We start from the raw sequence: 17,992 nt of genomic DNA on the forward strand, positions 1-17,992 counted from the left end.
GCCCTGGCGCGTGCCGGCCGGACGGCCCCGCAGCGGCGTCGCGTGGCGCGCGCCGGCGCGGCCATCGGGCGCCCCGCGCCGCGCCGCGTCGCGCAATCCGGCGCCAAGACCGGCCAGCAGGTTCTCGGGCAGCACGGCGCGCGCAGCCTCCAGCACGCGATCCTCGAGCGGCGCATCGGTGCTTTCGCCCTTGGGCGCGTCCTCGGCATCGCCCTGTTCGGGCGGTGGCGGTTCCTCCGCCGGCGGGGTCTCGGCCTCCGGCACGCGGGTCGCGCGCGGTGCCAGCACCAGGCGGGCCGCGAGGGCGGCATCCTCGGCCAGCACGGTGTCGCGCCCGGCCAGCGCCGCCGCGGCAATGGCGACGCGCTGCGCCAGCATCGGCGCGCGCAGCGAGGCAATGCCGAGCGCCACCGCCGCGCCGCACAGCGCCTGCGTCACCTCCGGCGGCACGGCCACGGACGGCAGCAGCGCGCGTGCCTGAGCGATGTCGGGCAGCGCAGCGCCCGGCGTCGGCGGCAAGGGCGCGATATGGAAGGCGAGACGATCGCGCAGCGCCGCGGCGACCCCCTCATCCTCGATGCCCTCGTCCAGCGCGACCAGGCCGAAGCGGGCCGGCAGGCGCCGCGCCAGCCCATCGCGTTCCAGCACGACCTCGCGCGCATCGATCACCGCGGCGATGCGCGCGGCCATGCCGGGTTCGGCGCGTTCCGCCATTGCCAGCAGCAGCACCCCGCCATCGGTGTCGGCCAGCACGCCGCGTTCGGCGACAGGCCGCCCGGATGCGAGGGTCGCCGCCAGGTCCAGCCCGCCAAGCAGCCGCGAATCCGGCACCGAGGCCGGCATCCGCCGCCAGGCGCAGCCCTGCGGGAGCGCGGCGCGCAGCAGCGCAAGCCAGCCATCGCGCTCCGGCCCGGGCGCGGCACGCAGGACGGCGCCGCCGAGGCCCACGGGATCGACCGCCAGCAGCAACGCCGCGGCGTGCTGGTCTGCCACCACCGCCGGATCCGGCGCCGCGCGCGGCGAAGCGCGCCCGTCGCCGGCGCCGCTCACGGCCCGAAGATCTCCTGGACCGCACGCTCGACGCGGGTGGAGGAGGAGGTCTCGTCCAGCGGATTGCGCCGCAGGCGATGGCGCAGCGCCGGGCTCGCGACAGCGCGCAGTTCGGCATCGCCGACCACGGGGCGGCCTTCCAGCGCGGCATGGGCGCGCGCGGCGCGGATCAGCGTGAGCTCCCCGCGCAGCCCATCCGTCCCGAGCGCGATGCACAGCTGCGCGGCGCGTTCGAGCGCCGCATCCGGCACCTCGATGGCGCCGACCAGCGCCCGCGCGGCCAGGATGCGACGGCGCAGCTTCGCCTGTTCCTTCTCCCACGCCGCGCAGAAGGCCGCGTGGTCGCGTTCGTAGGAATCGCGCCGGCGGATCACCTCGATGCGGGTCGGCAGGTCCATCGGCGTGCGGACCTCGACGCACAGGCCGAAGCGATCGAGCAATTGCGGGCGCAGTTCGCCTTCTTCCGGATTGCCGGACCCCACCAGCACGAAGCGCGCGGGGTGGCGGATCGAGATGCCTTCCCGCTCCACCAGGTTCTCGCCGGAGGCCGCGACATCGAGCAGCAGGTCGACCAGGTGGTCCTCGAGCAGGTTGACCTCGTCGATATAGAGGAAGCCGCGATGCGCGCGCGCGAGCAGCCCGGGCTCGAAGGCCTTCACGCCCTCGGCCAGCGCGCGCTCGATGTCGAGCGCGCCGGCCACGCGGTCCTCGGTGGCGCCGAGGGGCAGGTCGACCACCGGCACCGGCGTGTCGATCGCGCGCAGGCGGCCGCGCGCGCGGCAGGCATCGCACAGCGCGGCGGCGTCGGCGGGATCGCAGCCGAAGCGGCAGCCCTCGACCGCCTTCATGGCCGGCAGCAATGCCGCCAGTGCGCGCACCGCCGTGGACTTGCCGGTGCCGCGGTCGCCCAGCACCAGCACGCCGCCGATGCTGCCATCGACGGCGGCGATCAGCAGCGCGCGCAGCATCTCCTCCTGCGCCACGATCGCGGCGAAGGGATAGGGTGCGCGGGCGGCGGGGGCGGCACGCGGCGCCTTGGCGCGGGCCGACACGGCGGCCGCGCCGCGCCCCCGGCCGTGATCGCCGGGAAGCGAATCCATCAGGCGGCGCGCCGCAGGCTGAACCGCGCCCAGACATCCTCGAGCGACGCGACCAGGTGGTCCATGTCGGCGTCGCTGTGCACCGGGGATGGCGTGATGCGCAGCCGCTCCGTGCCGCGCGGCACGGTCGGGTAGTTGATCGGCTGCACATAGACGCCGTGCTCGTCGAGCAGCAGGTCCGAGATGTTCTTGCAGATCACCGGGTCGTAGACCATCACCGGCACGATGTGGCTGTCATTCTGCAGGTGCGGCACGCCCACCGCATCAAGCCGGCGGCGCAGGGTGGCGGCGCGTTCGTGCAGCCTTTCGCGTTCCGCCGTGCTGGCGCGCAGGTGCTCGATGGCGGCGCGCGCCCCGGCGGCGACGGCCGGCGGCAGCGCGGTCGAGAAGATGAAGCCCGAGGCAAAGGACCGCACGAAGTCGCACATCGCATGCGTGCCGGCGATGTAGCCGCCGATCACGCCGAAGGCCTTGGCCAGCGTGCCCTCGATGACGGTCAGGCGATGCGCGGCGCCGTCGCGTTCGGTGACACCGCCACCCGTCGCGCCGTACAGACCCACGCCGTGCACCTCGTCGCAATAGGTCATGGCGCCGAATTCCTCGGCGACGTCGCAGATGGCGTGGATCGGCGCGATGTCGCCATCCATGGAATAGACGCTTTCGAAGGCCACCAGCTTCGGCGCCTTGGGGTCGAGCTCCGACAGCACGCGGCGCAGGTCGGTCACGTCGTTGTGGCGGAACAGGCGGCGCTCGGCGCGGGAATGGCGCATGCCCTCGATCATCGAGGCATGGTTCATCTCGTCGGACACGATCACGCAGCCCGGCATGCGCGAGGCCAGCGTCGACAGCGACGCCCAGTTCGACATGTAGCCGGAGTTGAACAGCAACGCGGCCTCGGTGCCGTGCAGCGCGGCGAGCTCGCGTTCCAGCAGCACATGCGCGTGGTTGGTGCCGGAGATGTTGCGCGTGCCGCCGGCGCCGGCGCCGTAGCGGTCCAGCGCCTCGTGCATCGCCGCCAGGACCTTCGGGTGCTGCCCCATCCCGAGGTAGTCGTTCGAGCACCAGACGGTCACTTCGCGCGTCTTGCCGGCATCGTGGCGGATGGCGCGGGGGAAGGCGCCGGCCTGGCGCTCGATGTCGGCAAACACGCGGTAGCGGCCTTCGCGCCGGAGACCGTCGAGCTGCGCGCGGAAATAGGCTTCGTAGTTCATGGCGTCACCCCCCGGGTGCTCTGTTGCGCCTTGGTTGTCCAGCATGCGCGACGGCGCGGCGCGATGCCATATCGGTGCGGGCTGCGGCCCGGAATGTCGTGCACGCGGCTCATGCCGCGGCCGGCCTCAGGCAGGCCAGCAGCGCCGCGCGCAGGCGCATCAGGTCGCCGGTGGCGCCGACCGCGACCACCCGCGGCGCGGCATTGGCGCCCTGCGTGACGGAGGCGACGCGCGCGCGCCCTTCGGTCATGTCGAACTGCACCCAGCCCGAGGGCGAGCGCAGCGTGCCGCGCAGGCTCTCGACCGGGCCATAGGCACCGTCCGCGACATCGCTCAGCAGGCGGCCCAGGCGGTCGGCGTCGCAGGGCGCCGACAGGCCGGATTCCCACGCCGCCATGCGCGGTGCCGGGCGGCCCGCGGCCTCCCGCCGATCCATCGCCCAGCGCCACAGGCGTTCGATCGGCAGCGGCATCATCAGGAACCAGTGCTCCAGCACCGCCAGCGCCGCCAGCGTGCCGAGCAGGCTGGCCGCGGTGACATCGAACGGCGTGGCACCCGCCGTGAAGGCATGATGGAACAGCCAGGCGCAGAACAGCGTCGCGGCCATGACCGAGACCGGGAACAGCAGGTTCATCGACCGGTGCCGGAAGTAGGATCCGATGTAGCGCAGGTGGTCGGGCAGGAAGACTTCCCCGGTGTTTCGCGCACCCAGGAAGATGTTGATCTTGGTCGACTGCCGCATCACCCACAGGATCGCGAAGGTCCAGGCCGCCACCTGGTTCGCCGCACCCCAGGACAGCGCCACGATCGCCGCCGCGCCGCCGATGATGGCCAGTTCGTGCCACAGGATCACGCCGATCGCCGCCAGCACGCGCCGCGCGCCCGACAGCCCCGGTGGGCAGGGCGTGCGCACCGGCCCGGTGATCACGCCGGTCAGGAAGGACAATTCGATCCAGCCCCAGACCGCGAGCCCGCAGAGGAAGCCGAGATAGGCGCCCGCCACCGTCGCCTCGTCGCGCAGGCCCCAGATGCCGACCAGCGCGGCCATGAGGAAGGCGGTCGCGAAGGCCATCGACCGGCGGAAGGTCTCGCGCCGCAACCCGTCCAGCAGCAGGATCAGCCCGGTGCTGAACCACCAGGCGAAGATCGTGACCAGGACCGGGATGCCGATGGCGGCCATGTGGCGCGCGTCCTCCCTGCCCTACCAGGCCGGCGCCAGGCGGGCGTCGGCGGGCAGGTCGTGCCGGCGTGGCCGCCGCAGCAGGGCGCGCAGGAAGGTCACACCCGCCGCCACGGTCATGCCGGCGCGCTTGACGGTGCCGACGACACCGCCCCGCGCCTTCGCCGCGGCCATCGATTCCGCCAGGACGCGCAGCCGTTCCATGTCCCGCAGGAAACCCGGATGGTCGATGTCGAGCGTGGCGGGGAAGACCTGGCGGCAGATCTCCTCGCTGATGCGGAAGACCCGCATGTCGTAGTCGGTCGGCGTCATGCCGAGCGCCTTGTGGAATTCCGGCCGGGCATGGTCGCGCACGTACATCGTGGCGAAGACCGCGAGCTGGAAGAAGCGGCACCACCAGACATTGCCGCCGCTGACCAGCGACGGGTTGGCGCGCATCAGCAGGGCGAAGGCCTCGCCGTGGCGGAACTCGTCGTTGCACCACTTCTCGAACCACTGGAAGATCGGGTGGAAGCGCAGCTCGGGGTGCTTCTCGAACTGCCGGAAGATCGTGATGTAGCGGGCGTAGCCGATCTTCTCGCTGAGATAGGTCGCATAGAAGATGAACTTCGGCTGGAAGTAGTGGTACTTCTTGGACCGGGTGAGGAAGCCGAGGTCCACGCCGACGCCGATGTCCTTCAGGCTGTCGTTGATGAAGCCGGCATGGCGGCTTTCATCGCGGGCCATCACGGCGAACAGCTCCTTGATGTCGGGGTTCGTGACGCGCTTCTTGATCTCGGCATAGAGCACGCAGCCCGAGAATTCGGCGGTGACGCTGCTGACCAGGAATTCGACCAGCTCCTTCTGCAGCCCTTCGGGAAGGCTGCTCAGGTCGAACCTGTCGAAATCCTCGTTGCGGACGAAATGCCCCTTGTTCGGGTCGGCGCGGAACTCGTCCATCAGCCGGTCCCACTGCGCGCGCAGCGGCTCGACATCGACCTTGTCCATGGCGGCGAAATCGGTGGTGTAGAAGCGCGGGCTCAGCACCGTCTCGGTCAGCGCCATGCGCGTCGCGGCGGCGGAGGATCCCTGCTTGGTTCCGAGCGGCAGCTCATCGGCCGCGCCGAGCACGAGGGCCTCCATCACGCGGCTTCCTTCGGCTCGAAGCCGCAGTGGTACAGCTCGGTCAGTTCGAAGATCGCCACCCACTGCGTCCAGAACCGCGTCAGCGGGCCGGCGCGATAGACGGTGGCGCGCGTCTCGAAGGTCATCTTCTCGCCGAAGGCCACGCGGTCGGGCGTGCCGTGCACCACCACGCGATCACCCGGGCGCAGGTCGACGCCCTCGGGCACCGCATAGGCGTGGAAGCTGTCGAAGCTGCGTTCGATCTCGACGGTGCAGGGAACCTCCAGCGTCGAGGGTCCGCCCAGCCAGCGCGGCCAGCCATTGCCTTTCGTCGTCATGTTCTATTTCTCCCCGATGGGCAGGAGGCGCGCGGCGGCGTCCACCTGCGTCTGGCCGAAGGCCAGCAGATCCAGACGCCGGCCTGTCGCCGTGTCGTCCAGCGTAAGCCGCCCGTCGCTCCAGGCAACCAGGCGGAAGGGCGCCTCGGGCCCGATGTCGCGCAGGCGGCGATCGCGTGCCAGGCCGCGCAGCGTGCCGCGCAGGAAGCCGTCCTCGCCCGGCGCCAGCAGCAGCACGTCGCGCCCGGTGGCGGAATCGGTCAGGACCACCGCGCCATCGCCGCGATCGGTGGCGACGAAGCTGCGTTCGCTGCGCACCACGGCGGCGCTGTCGGGCCCGCGCACGGACGGCAGGGGCGCGACCGTCAGCCCCACCGCCGCCAGGATGGCGACGCCCATGCCGAGCAACGGGCCCTTGCCGAAAACATCATGGCGCATGGTGCGGGACATGGGGCGGCTTCCTTGTAAGACTAGGCCATGGCCTCGGCGCCGGCACGCGCGGCAGCCCGCGGCGCAGCGGCAATCGGCGAGACCGGCATCGAGGCCGCGGCGGCCAGTGCGCGACCTAGGATCTGCGCCGCGGCCTCCGCATCCGGCAATGCGCGCAGCATGGGTTCGGGCCGCGTGACGCGCCACGGGCGGCAATGCGGCCACAGCGCGATCCAGGACGCGCGCTGCCTGCCCGCCAGCCGCAGCACCAGGTCCCCGCTGCCATCCGCACGGCGCGACAGCGCGGCGCGGTCGATCATCGCGAAGGGCAGGTTGATGGTGACCGGCAGCGCCACGCCCACGCGCATCACGACGCGGCGGCTGGTGATCGAATACACCGCGCCGCGCGCCGCCATCCAGGCATAGGCCATCAGGAAGGCGATCGGCATGGCGCCGATCGCCATCATCACGCCGGCCGCGGCCAGCATGTCGAACAGATTGCCGCCCGCCGTCGCGACCGATGCAGCCTGCCAACCGGCGACCAGCGCGAAATACGCCGCGATGGCACGCACGTGCAGCGCCCCGCGCGCCAGGCCGCGCCAGCCGGGGCGGCCCTGCCACAGCAGCGTCTCGCCATCCGGCAGGCGCTCCGGCAGGCCGGGCACGGGCTCGAAGCCGTGCTCGGTGACCGTCGGGTGCGTCGGGGCGGCGCTCACAGGCAAGGCTCGCTGCGCTCGGGCGTGGCGTGCAGATGGCCACCGCCGAAATAGCCGCCGATCATGTCTTCCTCGAGCAGGGTGACCTGTTCGGGCAGCCTGGTCCGCGGCGCCGCGGCCAGCTGCGCGGCGGTCACCGACACCACGCGCACATCGCCGTCATCATTGATGGTCGCGAGGAACATCGGCACCAGCACGCGATGGCGGCCGACGGCCTCCACCTCGAGGTAGCGCAGGACGAATTCCGACCGGTCGACCCAGAGATCGACCACCGTGCCCGCCAGCTCGCCATCCAGCGTCGTGACGCTGCGCCCGATCGGGTTGGGGTCCTCGGCCGCCACGTGCCAGCCGGGGGCGGCGCGCAGCGGAACGATCTTGGGCAGGTTGTCGTCGTAGGCAAGGTCCGGCACGTCGGGCCGCATGGCATAGGAGGCCGCGCCGACGCCATCGCGCATCGCATCGCCGATCGGCGTGATGGGCGTGCCGTTGTACGGATCCTCGATCACCAGCGCGGAGATGTCGCGCTCGGGCTGCGCGCCCTGGGTGACGGTCGCGCCCGGCGGATGATGCAGGCGGAACACCTTGGGCGCCGGCGTCTCGCCGAAGCCGTGGATGGGGCCGAAATTCGGCCGGTCCGAACGGTCCGGGACCAGTGGGTAGCCCTCCCGCTTGTTCTCGCGATGCAGGTAGTAGATGAGCCCCGCGAAGAACGCGAAGAACACATACAGCGACAGCGCCGCGAGGTCGAGAAACACCGGGGTGGGTGGTGGCGTGGGCATGCTGGCCTCCGCTTCGTTCAGGGTCGGACGGATGCCGGATCGGCGGCGCCGGTCCGGGTGGTGAGGGTCGGCCGCACGCGGGCCACGAGGGGCCCGACCGCGGCGATGGTGGCGAACAACAGCGCGATCTCGATCGCATAGACCGTGACGTAGCCGGTGACCGGGCCTTCCAGGTTCGCACCCAGCAGGCCGCGTTCCGCCAGCGCCGAGACGCCATCGCGCAGCACTCCGCCCAGGGCGATGGCCGCGCCGCCGCAGGTGGCCTGCACCGCGCCCCACAAGCCGAGCGCCAGGCCGGTGCGTTCCGGCGGCGCCGCGCGCATGCAGGCGGTCAGCGTGGCATGGGCGAAGAAGCCCGCGCCCAGGCCGATGCAGGCGGTGCCCGCGGCGAACAGGAAGGTCGACCCCGTCGCGCCGGCGAAGATCACCAGGGCGAAGCCGCCCACGCCGGTCAGCGCGCCATAGCCGCAGATGCGATAGGGATCCTGCCCGCCCGACAGCCAGCGCGCCGCCAGGATGAAGCCGATCATGCCGCCGCCCGCCATCAGCGCGGTGAGCCCCGTGGTCGCGCCGACGCCCAGGCCCAGCACCTGGCCACCATAGGGTTCCAGCAGCACGTCCTGCATCGCGAAGCCCGCGGTGCCGAAGCCGATCATCACCAGGCGCCGATGCCACGGGCCGGTGCGGCACAGGGCGTGGAAGCTCTCGATGAAGCCGGGCTCGTTCTTCTGCAGGCCGGTGGTGCGCGAGGGGTCCAGCGCCTCCTGCTTCCACACCGCGACGAAGTTCAGCACCAGCGTCGCGGCCGCCACGCCCTGGATCAGCTGGATCAGCCGCAGTTGGCTGAATTCCGCCAGCAGCAGGCCGAAGGTGATCGCCGCCAGCACCATGCCGGCCAGCAGCATCATCGACAGCAGCGCGACCACGTTGGGCTGCGCGCGTTCCGGCACCAGGTCGGTGGCCAGCGCCAGGCCGACCGTCTGCGTCGTGTGCAGCCCCGCCCCCACCATCAGGAAGGCGATCGCCGCGCAGACATGCGCCACCCACGGGTCGGCCCAGGTGTCGCCCGACAGGATGATGAGCGCGAAGGGCATCATCGCCAGCCCGCCGAACTGGATGACGCTGCCCAGCCAGAAATACGGCACCCGCCGCCAGCCCAGCACCGAGCGATAGGTGTCCGACCGGAAGCCGATCAGCGCCCGCAGCGGCGCGAAGACCAGCGGCAGCGCCACCATCGTCGCCACCAGCCCGGCCGAGACGCCGAGCTCGACGATCATCACCCGGTTCAGCGTGCCGATCAGCAGCACCATCGACATGCCGCAGGAGATCTGGAACAGCGACAGCCGGAACAGGCGCGACCACGGCAGATCGCCGGTATGCTCGTCGGCGAAGGGCAGCAGGTCGTGGCCGACCTTCGTCCAGACACGCGCGATACGGGCATTCAGGCCGGTCATCGCGCCGCCAGCTCCATCGCCTGGGAGGTGTAGAAGCCGCTGGCGATGCGCCTGGTCTGGCGCGGCGCGAAGCCGGCCAGGGCGCGTTCGCCCTGGATCAGCCGGCGCAGCGCGGCCTCGGCCACCGGCTCGATCGCCGGCGCGCGGTCGCCGCGCGGGAAGATGCGCCCGACCGTGTGCATCGCCGCCAGCAGCGGCGTGCGCGGCGCGAAGGTGAACAGCATCGACCCGCGGGTGCGCGCCGCCAGGCCCGCCAGCGCCCGCACCGCATCCGGCGCGCGGTAATGGATCAGGCTGTCCATCGCGACGACATGGTCGAAGTCACCCAGATACGGGTCGAGCATGTCGCCGACCTCGAAGCGGATGGCACCCGCCGCCGTGCCGGCGCGTTCGCGCGCCACCTGAATGAGCGAGCGCGAGACATCGATCGCCACCACCTGCGCACCGCGATGCGCCGCTTCCACCGCCAGCGCCCCGGTGCCGCAGCCGGCATCGAGCAGCCGCAGCCCGCGCATGTCGTCGGGCAGCCAGGACAGCAGCGTGGCGCGCATCGCATCGCGCCCCGCACGCACCGTCGCGCGGATGCCCGAGACCGGGGCGTCCGATGTGAGCCGCTTCCAGGTCTCGGACGCGGTGCGATCGAAATAGGTCTCGATCTGGGTCCGCCGGGCCTGCCAGGTGCTGCCGCTCATCTCAGTCGAATCCCAGCAGGTCGAAGATGTCGCGATCCTTGAGCGGTTCCGCCTCCAGCGGATCCACACCGGCCCAGAGCGATTCCGCGAGCCGGATGTATTCCGCCTGCACCGCCGCCATCTCGGGCGTCGCCTCCATCTCGAACAGGGTCGCCTTCTTCAGCCGCGACCGGCGGATCGCATCGAGGTCGGGGAAATGCGCCAGGGTCTTCATCCCGGTCGCCTTGTTGAACTTCTCGACCTGGTCGGTGGCGGCGGAGCGGTTGACGATCACACCCCCCAGCCGCACCGGGTAGTTCTTCGACTTCGCCTTGATGGCGGCGACGATGCGGTTCATCGCGAAGATGCTGTCGAAGTCGTTCGCCGCCACCACGATGCCGCGGTCGGCATGCAGCAGGGGGGATGCGAAGCCGCCGCAGACCACGTCGCCCAGCACGTCGAAGATCACCACGTCGGTCTCGTCGAGCAGGTGGTGCTCCTTCAGCAGCTTCACCGTCTGGCCGACCACGTAGCCGCCGCAGCCCGTGCCCGCGGGCGGGCCGCCGGCCTCGACGCAGAGCACGCCGTTGTAGCCCTCGAAGACGAAATCCTCGGTGCGGAGTTCCTCGCTGTGGAAGTCGACCGTTTCCAGCACGTCGATCACCGTCGGGATCAGGCGCTTGGTCAGCGTGAAGGTGGAATCATGCTTGGGGTCGCAGCCGATCTGCAGGACACGCCGGCCGATCTTGGAGAAGGCCACCGCCAGGTTCGAGGACGTGGTGGACTTGCCGATCCCGCCCTTGCCGTACACCGCGAACACCTTCGCCGTGCCGACCGCGGCCATGGTGTCCATGTGCACCTGCACGCTGCCGGCGCCATCGCCGCGGCGGCTCGACAGCGTCTGGATCGGCGGCGGGTTCATCACGACGGTCATGCAGGAACCCCTTCGGAAATGCCTTCGATGCGGTCTTCCAGTTCCTCGCCCGCGCGCCGCAGCGCATCGAGGACATCGGCACTGGGCTGCCAGTAGCGGCGCTCATGCGCCTCCAGCAGCCGGTTCGCGATGCGCGCCGCGCCGGTCGGGTTCAAGTCCGCCAGGCGCCGGCGCATCTGTTCGTCCAGCATGTAGGTCTGCGCCAGGTGCTGGTAGACCCAGGGGGCGACCTGCCCCGTGGTGGCCGACCAGCCGAGCGTGTTCGTCACCTGCGCCTCGATCGTGCGCACGCCCTCGTGGCCATGCTGCAGCAGCGGCTCGAACCATTTTGGGTTGAGCGCGCGGGTGCGGGTCTCGAGCGCGACCTGCTCGGCGACCGTGCGCACCTTGCCCTCGCCGCGCGTCTGGTCGCCGACATAGACCGCCGCGTCGCGGCCGCGGGCGGTGCGCACCGCGCGGCTGATGCCGCCCAGCGTGTCGAAGTAGTGATCGACCGTGGTGATGCCGAGTTCCACGGAGTCGAGGTTCTGGTACGTCACCTCGACGGTGCCGAGCATGTGGTGCAGCACCGCGTCCTGGCGCACCGGCCGGCCGGCCACGCCATACGCGAAGCCCTTGCGCCTCTGCCAGGCGTCGCCGAGTTCATCCTCGTCCTGCCAGCAGCCCTGGTCGAGCAGGTGGTTGACATTGGCGCCATAGGCGCCGTCCGCATTGCCGAACACCCGCAGCGCCGCCTGCTCCATCGTGCCGCCATGCTGCGCGATGAAGGCCAGCGCGTGCTTGCGGACGAAGTTCATCGCCGGCGGCTCGTCCGCCTCGGCGGCCATCAGCGCGGCCTCGGCCAGCAGCTTCGTCTGCATCGGCAGCAGGTCGCGGAAGATGCCCGAGAGCGTCACCATCGCATCGATGCGCGGGCGCCCCAGGCGTTCCAGCGGCACCAGCTGCGCGCCCGCCAGGCGGCCATAGCTGTCGTGTCGCGGCTCGGCGCCCATCAGCCACAGCGCCTGGGCGATCGGCCCGCCCTCGGTCTTCAGGTTGTCGGTGCCCCAGAGCACGATCGCGACCGTCTCGGGCAGCGCGCCGCTGTCCTGGACATGGCGGGCCAACAGGCGCTCGGCCTGCTGCGCGCCATCCTGCACCGCGAAGGCAGAGGGAATGCGGAACGGGTCGAAGCCGTGCAGGTTGCGCCCGGTCGGCAGCACATCGGTGTTGCGCAGCAGGTCGCCGCCAGGTGCGGGGCGGATGAAGCCGCCATCCAGCGCGTGCAGGATGGCCGGTGTCTCGTGGTCGTGCGCCAGCAGCGCATCCAGTTCGGCGCGCCGCGCCGGGTCGGTCACGCCGGCGGCGTCGAGCATCTGCGCCCGCGCCTGGGCATCCGGCGGCACGCCCACGATGTGCAGCCCCTGCGGGATCAGCGCGTATTCCAGTTCGAGCAACGCGCCGCCCAGCGCGCCGATCTGCGCCGCCGCGGTGTCGCCCCAGACCGGCTCCGCGGTCGCGAGATCCACCTGCGACGCCTGCGCCTGGATCAGCCCCGCGAGCGCGGCGCGCGTGCCGTGGTCGGTCTCCGGGGCCAGCCCGCGCCAGCGATCGAGCGACGCCTTCAGGTCGAGCAGCCCGCGGTACAGCCCGGCATGCGCCACCGGCGGCGTCAGGTAGGACACCAGCGTCGCCGCCGCGCGCCGCTTCGCCAGCGCCCCCTCGGACGGGTTGTTGGACGCGTACAGGTTGACGTTGGGCAGGTCGCCGATCAACCGGTCCGGCCAGCACTCGCCGGACACGCCGGTCTGCTTGCCCGGCATGAATTCCAGCGCGCCGTGCATGCCGTAATGCAGCACGGCATGGGCGCCGAAATCCTCGCGCATCCAGCGATAGAAGGCGGAGAAGGCATGCGTCGGCGCGAAGCCGCGCTCGAACAGCAGGCGCATCGGGTCGCCTTCCCAGCCGAAGGCCGGCTGGATGCCGATGAACACATTGCCGAGCCGCAGCCCGTGCACGAGGATCGACGTGCCATCGGTCTGCACCCGGCCAGGTGCGGGACCCCAGGTCTTCTCGATCTCGGCCAGGTGCGGCTCGCGGCGCACGTGGTCGTCGGCCGGGATGCGCGCCTCGACATTGCAGGGCGCGCCGTAGCGCGCGGCATTGCCCTCGAGCACCACGCGGCGCAGCGCCGCGACATCCTGCGGCACGTCCAGCGTGTAGCCGGCGGCCTTCATCGCGCCCAGCGTCCGGTGCAGCGATTCGAACACCGAAAGGTAGGCCGCGGTGCCGGTCGCCCCGGCATTGGGCGGGAAGTTGAACAGCACGATCGCCACGCGCCGCGCCGCGCGTTCGGTGCGCCGCAGCTCGACCAGCTTCGCCACGCGCGCCGCCAGCATCCCCACGCGCTCGGCATGGGGCGCCATGTCGCCGCGCCCCTCGCCTGCCACGCCGGCGCGGCCGCCGAAGGTGATCGGCGCGATGGCGCCGTCCAGTTCCGGGATCGCCACCATCATGGTGGCCTCGACCGGCGTCAGGCCCCGCGCATCGGCCTGCCATTGCGCGATGGTCTGGAATTCCAGCGGATGCGCCGCGAGGTAGGGCACATCCAACCGCGCCAGGATCGTCTCGGCGGCATGCGCGTCGTTGTAGGCTGGGCCGCCGACCAGCGAGAACCCGGTCAGCGACACCACGGCATCGACCGTGGCGCGGCCGTCCTTCAGGAAGAACTGCTCGATCGCCGGGCGCTGGTCCAGTCCGCTGGCGAAGGCCGGCACCACGCGCAGCCCCCGCGCCTCAAGCGCGGCGATCACTGCGTCGTAATGCGCGGCATTGTCGGCCAGCAGGTAGGACCGCATCACCAGCAGCCCGACGGTGCCGGCGCGGCCCTCGCGCGGCAGCGCGTCCAGCCGCTCCACGATGCGGCCCTTCGCGCGCGGGTGGTACAGCCCGACATCCGGGTAGTGCAGCGGCGCCGCCACCTTCAGCGATCCCGCCAGCACCGCGCGCGGACCGGTCGCGTAGCGGTTCACCAGCAGGCGCAGCATGTTGCCGAGGTTCTCCTCGGTGCCCGCCAGCCAGTATTGCAGGCCGAGGAAATAGGCCCGCACGTCCTGCGCCGTGCCGGGAATGAAGCGCAGCAGCTTCGGCAATTCGCGCAGCATCCGCATCTGCCCGGCACCGGAGGAGGCATTGCCCTTCCCCTTCGCCCCGCGCAGCCGCTTCAGCAGCCCCAGGATGCCGCGCGCTTCCGCCGACATGTCGAAGCGGCCGAGCCTGGTCAGCTTCACCACCTCGCCGGCCGACAGGCAGCACAGCATCGCGTCGCAATCCGGCCGGCGCGCCGCGAGCGCCGGCAGCACGGCGCGGATGTGCTCGTCGAGGAACAGCATGGTCGCGATGATGATGTCGCCCTGCGCGATGTCGGCGCGGCAGGCGGCCAGGGCGACCTCGTTGCTCGCCCAGTCCTCCGCCGCATGCACCACGAAGCGCAGGCCGGGGATCTCGCGCTTCAGCGCCGCGGCCGCACGATCGGCGGCGCGCGCCAGGTGGCTGTCCATCGTGACCAGCACGATTCGCACCGGCGCGGCGTGGGACGCGGCCCGCATGGGCGCGCGCTCAGCGGGAGAAATGCGCTTTTGCATCATACAGCGTCTCGAGGGTGATGGTCGCCAGGCCACGTTCGCGGGCGAAGGTCTCGGTGTTGCGACGGGCCTTGCCGCGCACGAAGAACGGGATCTTCTTCAGCTCGCTCTCGGCTTCCGCGGCCCAGGCGGCGGGGCCGGCGGCCACCGGCGCGGGTGCGGGTGCGGGCGCATGACCCAGATGCGAAGGCGCCGCACCGTCGCCGAATTCGAAATCCTCGCGGAACATGCCGAGCAGATGTTCCTCCAGCCCCATCATCAGCGGATGCACCCAGGTGTCGAAGATGACGTTCGCACCCTCGAAGCCCATCTGCGGCGAATAGCGCGCGGGGAAATCCTGCACATGCACCGGCGCCGAGATGACCGCGCAGGGAATGCCGAGCCGCTTGGCGATGTGGCGCTCCATCTGCGTGCCGAGCACCAGCTCCGGCCGCAGCGCCGCGATGGCTTCCTCGACCTTCAGGTAGTCGTCGGTGACCAGCGCCTCGATGCCATGGGCCTTGGCCGCCTCGCGGACCTCGCGGGCATATTCGCGGGTGTAGGTGCCCAGGCCCACCACGGCGAAGCCGAGCTCCTCCGCTGCGATGCGCGCGGCGGCCACGGCATGCGTCGCATCGCCGAAGACGAAGACGCGCTTGCCCGTGAGATAGGTGCTGTCGACCGACCGCGAGTACCACGGCAGGCGTGACGCCGCCTCGGCGAGCAGCCCGCTGGCATCCACGCCCACCAGCCCGGCCACTTCCGCGATGAAGTCGCGGGTCGCGCCCACGCCGATCGGCACGATCTTCGTCGCCGGGATGCCGTGCTGGCGTTGCAGGAAGGCCGCCGCGGCGCCGGCCGTCTCGGGATACAGCACGACATTCACATCGGCCGCGCCGAGCTGCGCGAGGTCCGCCGGCGACGCGCCCATCGGCGCCACCACGTTCACCGCGATACCGAGCCGCCCGAGCAGCCGCGTCACCTCGGCCACGTCGTCGCGATGGCGGAAGCCCAGCGCCGTCGGCCCCAGGATGTTGGCGCGCGGCGCCGCACCCTCGGCGCGTGGCAGCCGCGGCCCGGCGCAGGCGCGCACCAGGCGGTAGAAGGTCTCCGCCGCGCCCCAGTTTTCCTTCTTCTGGTAGGATGGCAGTTCCAACGGCACCACCGGCACCGGCAGCCCCAGCGTCTTGGCCAGCCCGCCCGGATCGTCCTGGATCAGTTCCGCCGTGCAGGACGCGCCCACCAGCATCGCCTGCGGCTTGAAGCGCGCATAGGCATCGCGCGCCGCCTCCATGAACAGTTCCGCCGTATCGCCACCGAGGTCGCGCGCCTGGAAGGAGGTGTAGGTCACCGGCGGGCGCTTGGAGCGCCGCTCGATCATGGTGAACAGCAGGTCGGCATAGGTGTCGCCCTGCGGGGCGTGCAGCACGTAGTGCACGCCCTCCATGGCGGTGGCGATGCGCATCGCCCCGACATGCGGCGGCCCCTCATAGGTCCAGACCGCGAGTTCCATGGCGCTACACCATCAGCCTGGCGCGGCGCACCAGCGGCCGTGCGAACAGTTCCGCCAGGTCGCCCGCCTGCTCGAAGCCCTGGATCGGCGTGAAGACCAGTTCGATCGCCCATTTGGTGGTGAGGCCCTCGGCCTCCAGCGGATTCGCGAGGCCCAGGCCGCAGACGGTGAGGTCCGGCTGTGCCGCGCGGCAGCGGTCGAGCTGCCGGTCCACATGCTGGCCCTCCGACAGCATCGTGCCGGCCGGCAGCAGCGCCAGCTCCTCGGCCAGGTGCTGGCGGTGCAGGTAGGGCGTGCCGACCTCGGTCAGCACCATGCCGCATTCGCGCGCCAGGAAGCGCGCCAGCGGGATCTCGAGCTGCGAGTCGGGAAAGAAGAAGATCGACTTGCCCGCAAGGCGTTCGGCGCGTTGGGAGATGGCGGCGCGGGCGCGCGCCTGGCCTGGCGCGACCACCGCATCGAAGGTCGCGTCATCGACACCCCAGGCGCGCGCGGCCGCGCGCAGCCAGGCGGTGGTGCCCTCGGCGCCCAACGGAAACGGGGCGGCGAGTCGCTGCGCGCCGCGGGCTTCCAGCAGGCGCGCCGTCTCGGCCAGGAAGGGCTGCGCCAGCAGCATGCGGGTCCCCTCGCCCACCGCCGGCAACTCGGCGGCGCGGCGCGAGGGCAGGAAGCGCACCGGCCCGACGCCCAGCGCCGCGAACAGGCGCAGGAACTGGTCCTCGACCACCTCGGCCAGCGCGCCCACCACCAGCAGGGAGCGCGCGGAACCGGGCTCGGCCGGCATCTCGGGCACCAGGGCCGCGAGGCAGGCATCCTCGCCCTGGGTGAAGGTCGTCTCGATCCCGCTGCCCGAATAGTTCAGCACCCGCACCGCGGGGCTGAACTGCTTCGACAGCCGCTGCGCCGCGCGCGAGAGATCCAGCTTGATGACTTCCGACGGGCAGGACCCCACCAGGAACAGCATGCGGATATCGGGGCGGCGTTCGATCAGGCGCGTCACCACGCGATCCAGCTCGTCATTGGCGTCGGACATGCCGGCCAGGTCGCGCTCGTCGATGATGGCGGTGGCGAAGCGCGGCTCGGCGAAGATCATCACGCCGGCGGCCGACTGCAGCAGGTGGGCGCAGGTGCGGCTGCCGACCACCAGGAAAAAGGCGTCCTGGATCTTGCGGTGCAGCCAGATGATGCCGGTCAGGCCGCAGAAGACCTCGCGATGGCCGCGCTCGCGCAGGACAGGCGCCTCGCCGCAGCCCGGCCCTGCGGCGAGGCCATCCATCAGGCGGCTCCCGGCGCCACGCCGTGGCCGTCGCGCCAGCGTGCCTCGTCGCGCCGCGCCGCCTGCAGCGCCTCGTCGCGCCGTGCGGCGCGCAGCTTCATCAGGAACTGCGCCGCGTTGAACACGTAGGCGGCATAGGCCGCCAGCGCGAGCATCATCTGCGCCCGGCCGTCGCCGATGCCCGCCAGCACCACCCACAGATACGCGGTGTGCAGCGCCAGCACGACCATGCTGAACACGTCCTCCCAGAAGAAGGCCGGGGCGAACAGCCAGCGGCCGAACACCTCCTTCTCCCAGATCGATCCGGTGACCATGATGGCGTAGAGCAGGCAGGTCTTGGCGACCACCGACCAGGTCGCCGCCGCCAGCCCCTCGCCGGTCAGCAGGAAGCGCAGCACCAGCCCGAGGCTCACGAGGAACACGGCGAACTGCACCGGCGCGAGGATGCCCTGCACCAGCGTCCAGCCGGAATGGTCCCGCCGCACCCGTTCCTCGGGCGTATAGAGCGGCCGATGGTCGGCCCCGGCCCGTGCCTTGCGGCCCGCTGTCGCGCCCCAAGGTGAGCAATCGAGAGCATCGAACAGCCCGGCACTACGCCTGGATGTTTGCATTTCTTGACATCCTTGCGCACGGAT

General features: G+C 71.4%; 15 protein-coding genes and 1 pseudogene. All 16 read right to left on the minus strand.

Annotation, left to right across the window (positions count from 1 at the left end; all coding sequences use genetic code 11):
* Positions 1–1,050 (minus strand): annotated as a pseudogene (gene bchD / locus LQ222_RS14630) (magnesium chelatase ATPase subunit D); the annotation flags it as partial.
* Positions 1,047–2,150: a magnesium chelatase ATPase subunit I gene (bchI, locus tag LQ222_RS14635; RefSeq protein ID WP_256444032.1), complete on the minus strand. Its 1,104-nt coding sequence runs from the start codon at positions 2,148–2,150 to the stop codon at positions 1,047–1,049. The pseudogene bchD and the gene bchI, both read right to left, overlap by 4 nt.
* On the minus strand, positions 2,150–3,361 hold the full coding sequence (gene hemA / locus LQ222_RS14640) for a 5-aminolevulinate synthase (RefSeq protein ID WP_230167503.1): 1,212 nt from the start codon (positions 3,359–3,361) through the stop codon (positions 2,150–2,152). The genes bchI and hemA overlap by 1 nt, the downstream gene beginning before the upstream one ends.
* A 109-nt stretch (positions 3,362–3,470) precedes the next feature.
* Positions 3,471–4,541 (minus strand): putative photosynthetic complex assembly protein PuhE, encoded by a 1,071-nt coding sequence (puhE, locus tag LQ222_RS14645; protein ID WP_230167505.1) that lies wholly within the window; start codon positions 4,539–4,541, stop codon positions 3,471–3,473.
* Between the two features lie 21 nt (positions 4,542–4,562).
* A complete protein-coding gene (gene acsF / locus LQ222_RS14650; protein WP_230167507.1) occupies positions 4,563–5,663 on the minus strand; it encodes a magnesium-protoporphyrin IX monomethyl ester (oxidative) cyclase in 1,101 nt (366 codons plus the stop codon).
* Positions 5,663–5,983, minus strand: a complete 321-nt coding sequence (locus LQ222_RS14655) for a hypothetical protein (protein ID WP_230167509.1) — start codon at positions 5,981–5,983, stop codon at positions 5,663–5,665. The genes acsF and LQ222_RS14655 overlap by 1 nt, the downstream gene beginning before the upstream one ends.
* Before the next feature lie 3 nt (positions 5,984–5,986).
* Entirely contained in the window at positions 5,987–6,433 is a 447-nt protein-coding gene (gene puhC / locus LQ222_RS14660) for a photosynthetic complex assembly protein PuhC (RefSeq protein ID WP_230167511.1), read from the minus strand.
* Positions 6,434–6,453: 20 nt separating this feature from the next.
* Positions 6,454–7,128, minus strand: a complete 675-nt coding sequence (gene puhB, locus LQ222_RS14665) for a photosynthetic complex putative assembly protein PuhB (protein WP_230167513.1) — start codon at positions 7,126–7,128, stop codon at positions 6,454–6,456.
* Positions 7,125–7,907 carry a photosynthetic reaction center subunit H gene (gene puhA / locus LQ222_RS14670; RefSeq protein ID WP_230167515.1) on the minus strand — a complete coding sequence of 261 codons (783 nt, stop codon included), beginning with the start codon at positions 7,905–7,907 and terminating at the stop codon, positions 7,125–7,127. Before puhA ends, puhB begins: the two co-directional genes overlap by 4 nt.
* 17 nt (positions 7,908–7,924) lie before the next feature.
* A complete protein-coding gene (locus LQ222_RS14675; RefSeq protein WP_230167517.1) occupies positions 7,925–9,361 on the minus strand; it encodes a BCD family MFS transporter in 1,437 nt (478 codons plus the stop codon).
* Positions 9,358–10,053: a magnesium protoporphyrin IX methyltransferase gene (bchM, locus tag LQ222_RS14680; protein ID WP_230167519.1), complete on the minus strand. Its 696-nt coding sequence runs from the start codon at positions 10,051–10,053 to the stop codon at positions 9,358–9,360. Before bchM ends, LQ222_RS14675 begins: the two co-directional genes overlap by 4 nt.
* A 1-nt stretch (position 10,054) precedes the next feature.
* Positions 10,055–10,966 carry a ferredoxin:protochlorophyllide reductase (ATP-dependent) iron-sulfur ATP-binding protein gene (bchL, locus tag LQ222_RS14685; RefSeq protein ID WP_230167521.1) on the minus strand — a complete coding sequence of 304 codons (912 nt, stop codon included), beginning with the start codon at positions 10,964–10,966 and terminating at the stop codon, positions 10,055–10,057.
* Positions 10,963–14,553 (minus strand): magnesium chelatase subunit H, encoded by a 3,591-nt coding sequence (locus LQ222_RS14690; protein ID WP_230167523.1) that lies wholly within the window; start codon positions 14,551–14,553, stop codon positions 10,963–10,965. The genes bchL and LQ222_RS14690 overlap by 4 nt, the downstream gene beginning before the upstream one ends.
* A 10-nt stretch (positions 14,554–14,563) precedes the next feature.
* Positions 14,564–16,081 carry a ferredoxin:protochlorophyllide reductase (ATP-dependent) subunit B gene (gene bchB, locus LQ222_RS14695; protein WP_230167524.1) on the minus strand — a complete coding sequence of 506 codons (1,518 nt, stop codon included), beginning with the start codon at positions 16,079–16,081 and terminating at the stop codon, positions 14,564–14,566.
* A gap of 4 nt (positions 16,082–16,085) precedes the next feature.
* On the minus strand, positions 16,086–17,357 hold the full coding sequence (locus LQ222_RS14700; protein WP_230167526.1) for a ferredoxin:protochlorophyllide reductase (ATP-dependent) subunit N: 1,272 nt from the start codon (positions 17,355–17,357) through the stop codon (positions 16,086–16,088).
* A complete protein-coding gene (gene bchF, locus LQ222_RS14705; RefSeq protein WP_230167528.1) occupies positions 17,357–17,968 on the minus strand; it encodes a 2-vinyl bacteriochlorophyllide hydratase in 612 nt (203 codons plus the stop codon). The genes LQ222_RS14700 and bchF overlap by 1 nt, the downstream gene beginning before the upstream one ends.
* Between the last annotated feature and the right edge of the window lie 24 nt (positions 17,969–17,992).

The organism is Roseomonas sp. CECT 9278 (genome assembly GCF_918698155.1).
Lineage (GTDB): Bacteria > Pseudomonadota > Alphaproteobacteria > Acetobacterales > Acetobacteraceae > Neoroseomonas.

What these genes read in the sequence shown, in the direction of transcription:
- puhA (WP_230167515.1), bottom strand. Translation starts at nt 7,907, where the DNA reads ATGCCCACGCCACCACCCACCCCGGTGTTTCTCGACCTCGCGGCGCTG.
- puhC (WP_230167511.1), bottom strand. Translation starts at nt 6,433, where the DNA reads ATGTCCCGCACCATGCGCCATGATGTTTTCGGCAAGGGCCCGTTGCTC.
- LQ222_RS14700 (WP_230167526.1), bottom strand. Translation starts at nt 17,357, where the DNA reads ATGGATGGCCTCGCCGCAGGGCCGGGCTGCGGCGAGGCGCCTGTCCTG.
- puhE (WP_230167505.1), bottom strand. Translation starts at nt 4,541, where the DNA reads ATGGCCGCCATCGGCATCCCGGTCCTGGTCACGATCTTCGCCTGGTGG.
- bchB (WP_230167524.1), bottom strand. Translation starts at nt 16,081, where the DNA reads ATGGAACTCGCGGTCTGGACCTATGAGGGGCCGCCGCATGTCGGGGCG.
- acsF (WP_230167507.1), bottom strand. Translation starts at nt 5,663, where the DNA reads ATGGAGGCCCTCGTGCTCGGCGCGGCCGATGAGCTGCCGCTCGGAACC.
- LQ222_RS14655 (WP_230167509.1), bottom strand. Translation starts at nt 5,983, where the DNA reads ATGACGACGAAAGGCAATGGCTGGCCGCGCTGGCTGGGCGGACCCTCG.
- bchL (WP_230167521.1), bottom strand. Translation starts at nt 10,966, where the DNA reads ATGACCGTCGTGATGAACCCGCCGCCGATCCAGACGCTGTCGAGCCGC.
- bchM (WP_230167519.1), bottom strand. Translation starts at nt 10,053, where the DNA reads ATGAGCGGCAGCACCTGGCAGGCCCGGCGGACCCAGATCGAGACCTAT.
- LQ222_RS14675 (WP_230167517.1), bottom strand. Translation starts at nt 9,361, where the DNA reads ATGACCGGCCTGAATGCCCGTATCGCGCGTGTCTGGACGAAGGTCGGC.
- hemA (WP_230167503.1), bottom strand. Translation starts at nt 3,361, where the DNA reads ATGAACTACGAAGCCTATTTCCGCGCGCAGCTCGACGGTCTCCGGCGC.
- LQ222_RS14690 (WP_230167523.1), bottom strand. Translation starts at nt 14,553, where the DNA reads ATGCGGGCCGCGTCCCACGCCGCGCCGGTGCGAATCGTGCTGGTCACG.
- bchI (WP_256444032.1), bottom strand. Translation starts at nt 2,150, where the DNA reads ATGGATTCGCTTCCCGGCGATCACGGCCGGGGGCGCGGCGCGGCCGCC.
- bchF (WP_230167528.1), bottom strand. Translation starts at nt 17,968, where the DNA reads ATGCAAACATCCAGGCGTAGTGCCGGGCTGTTCGATGCTCTCGATTGC.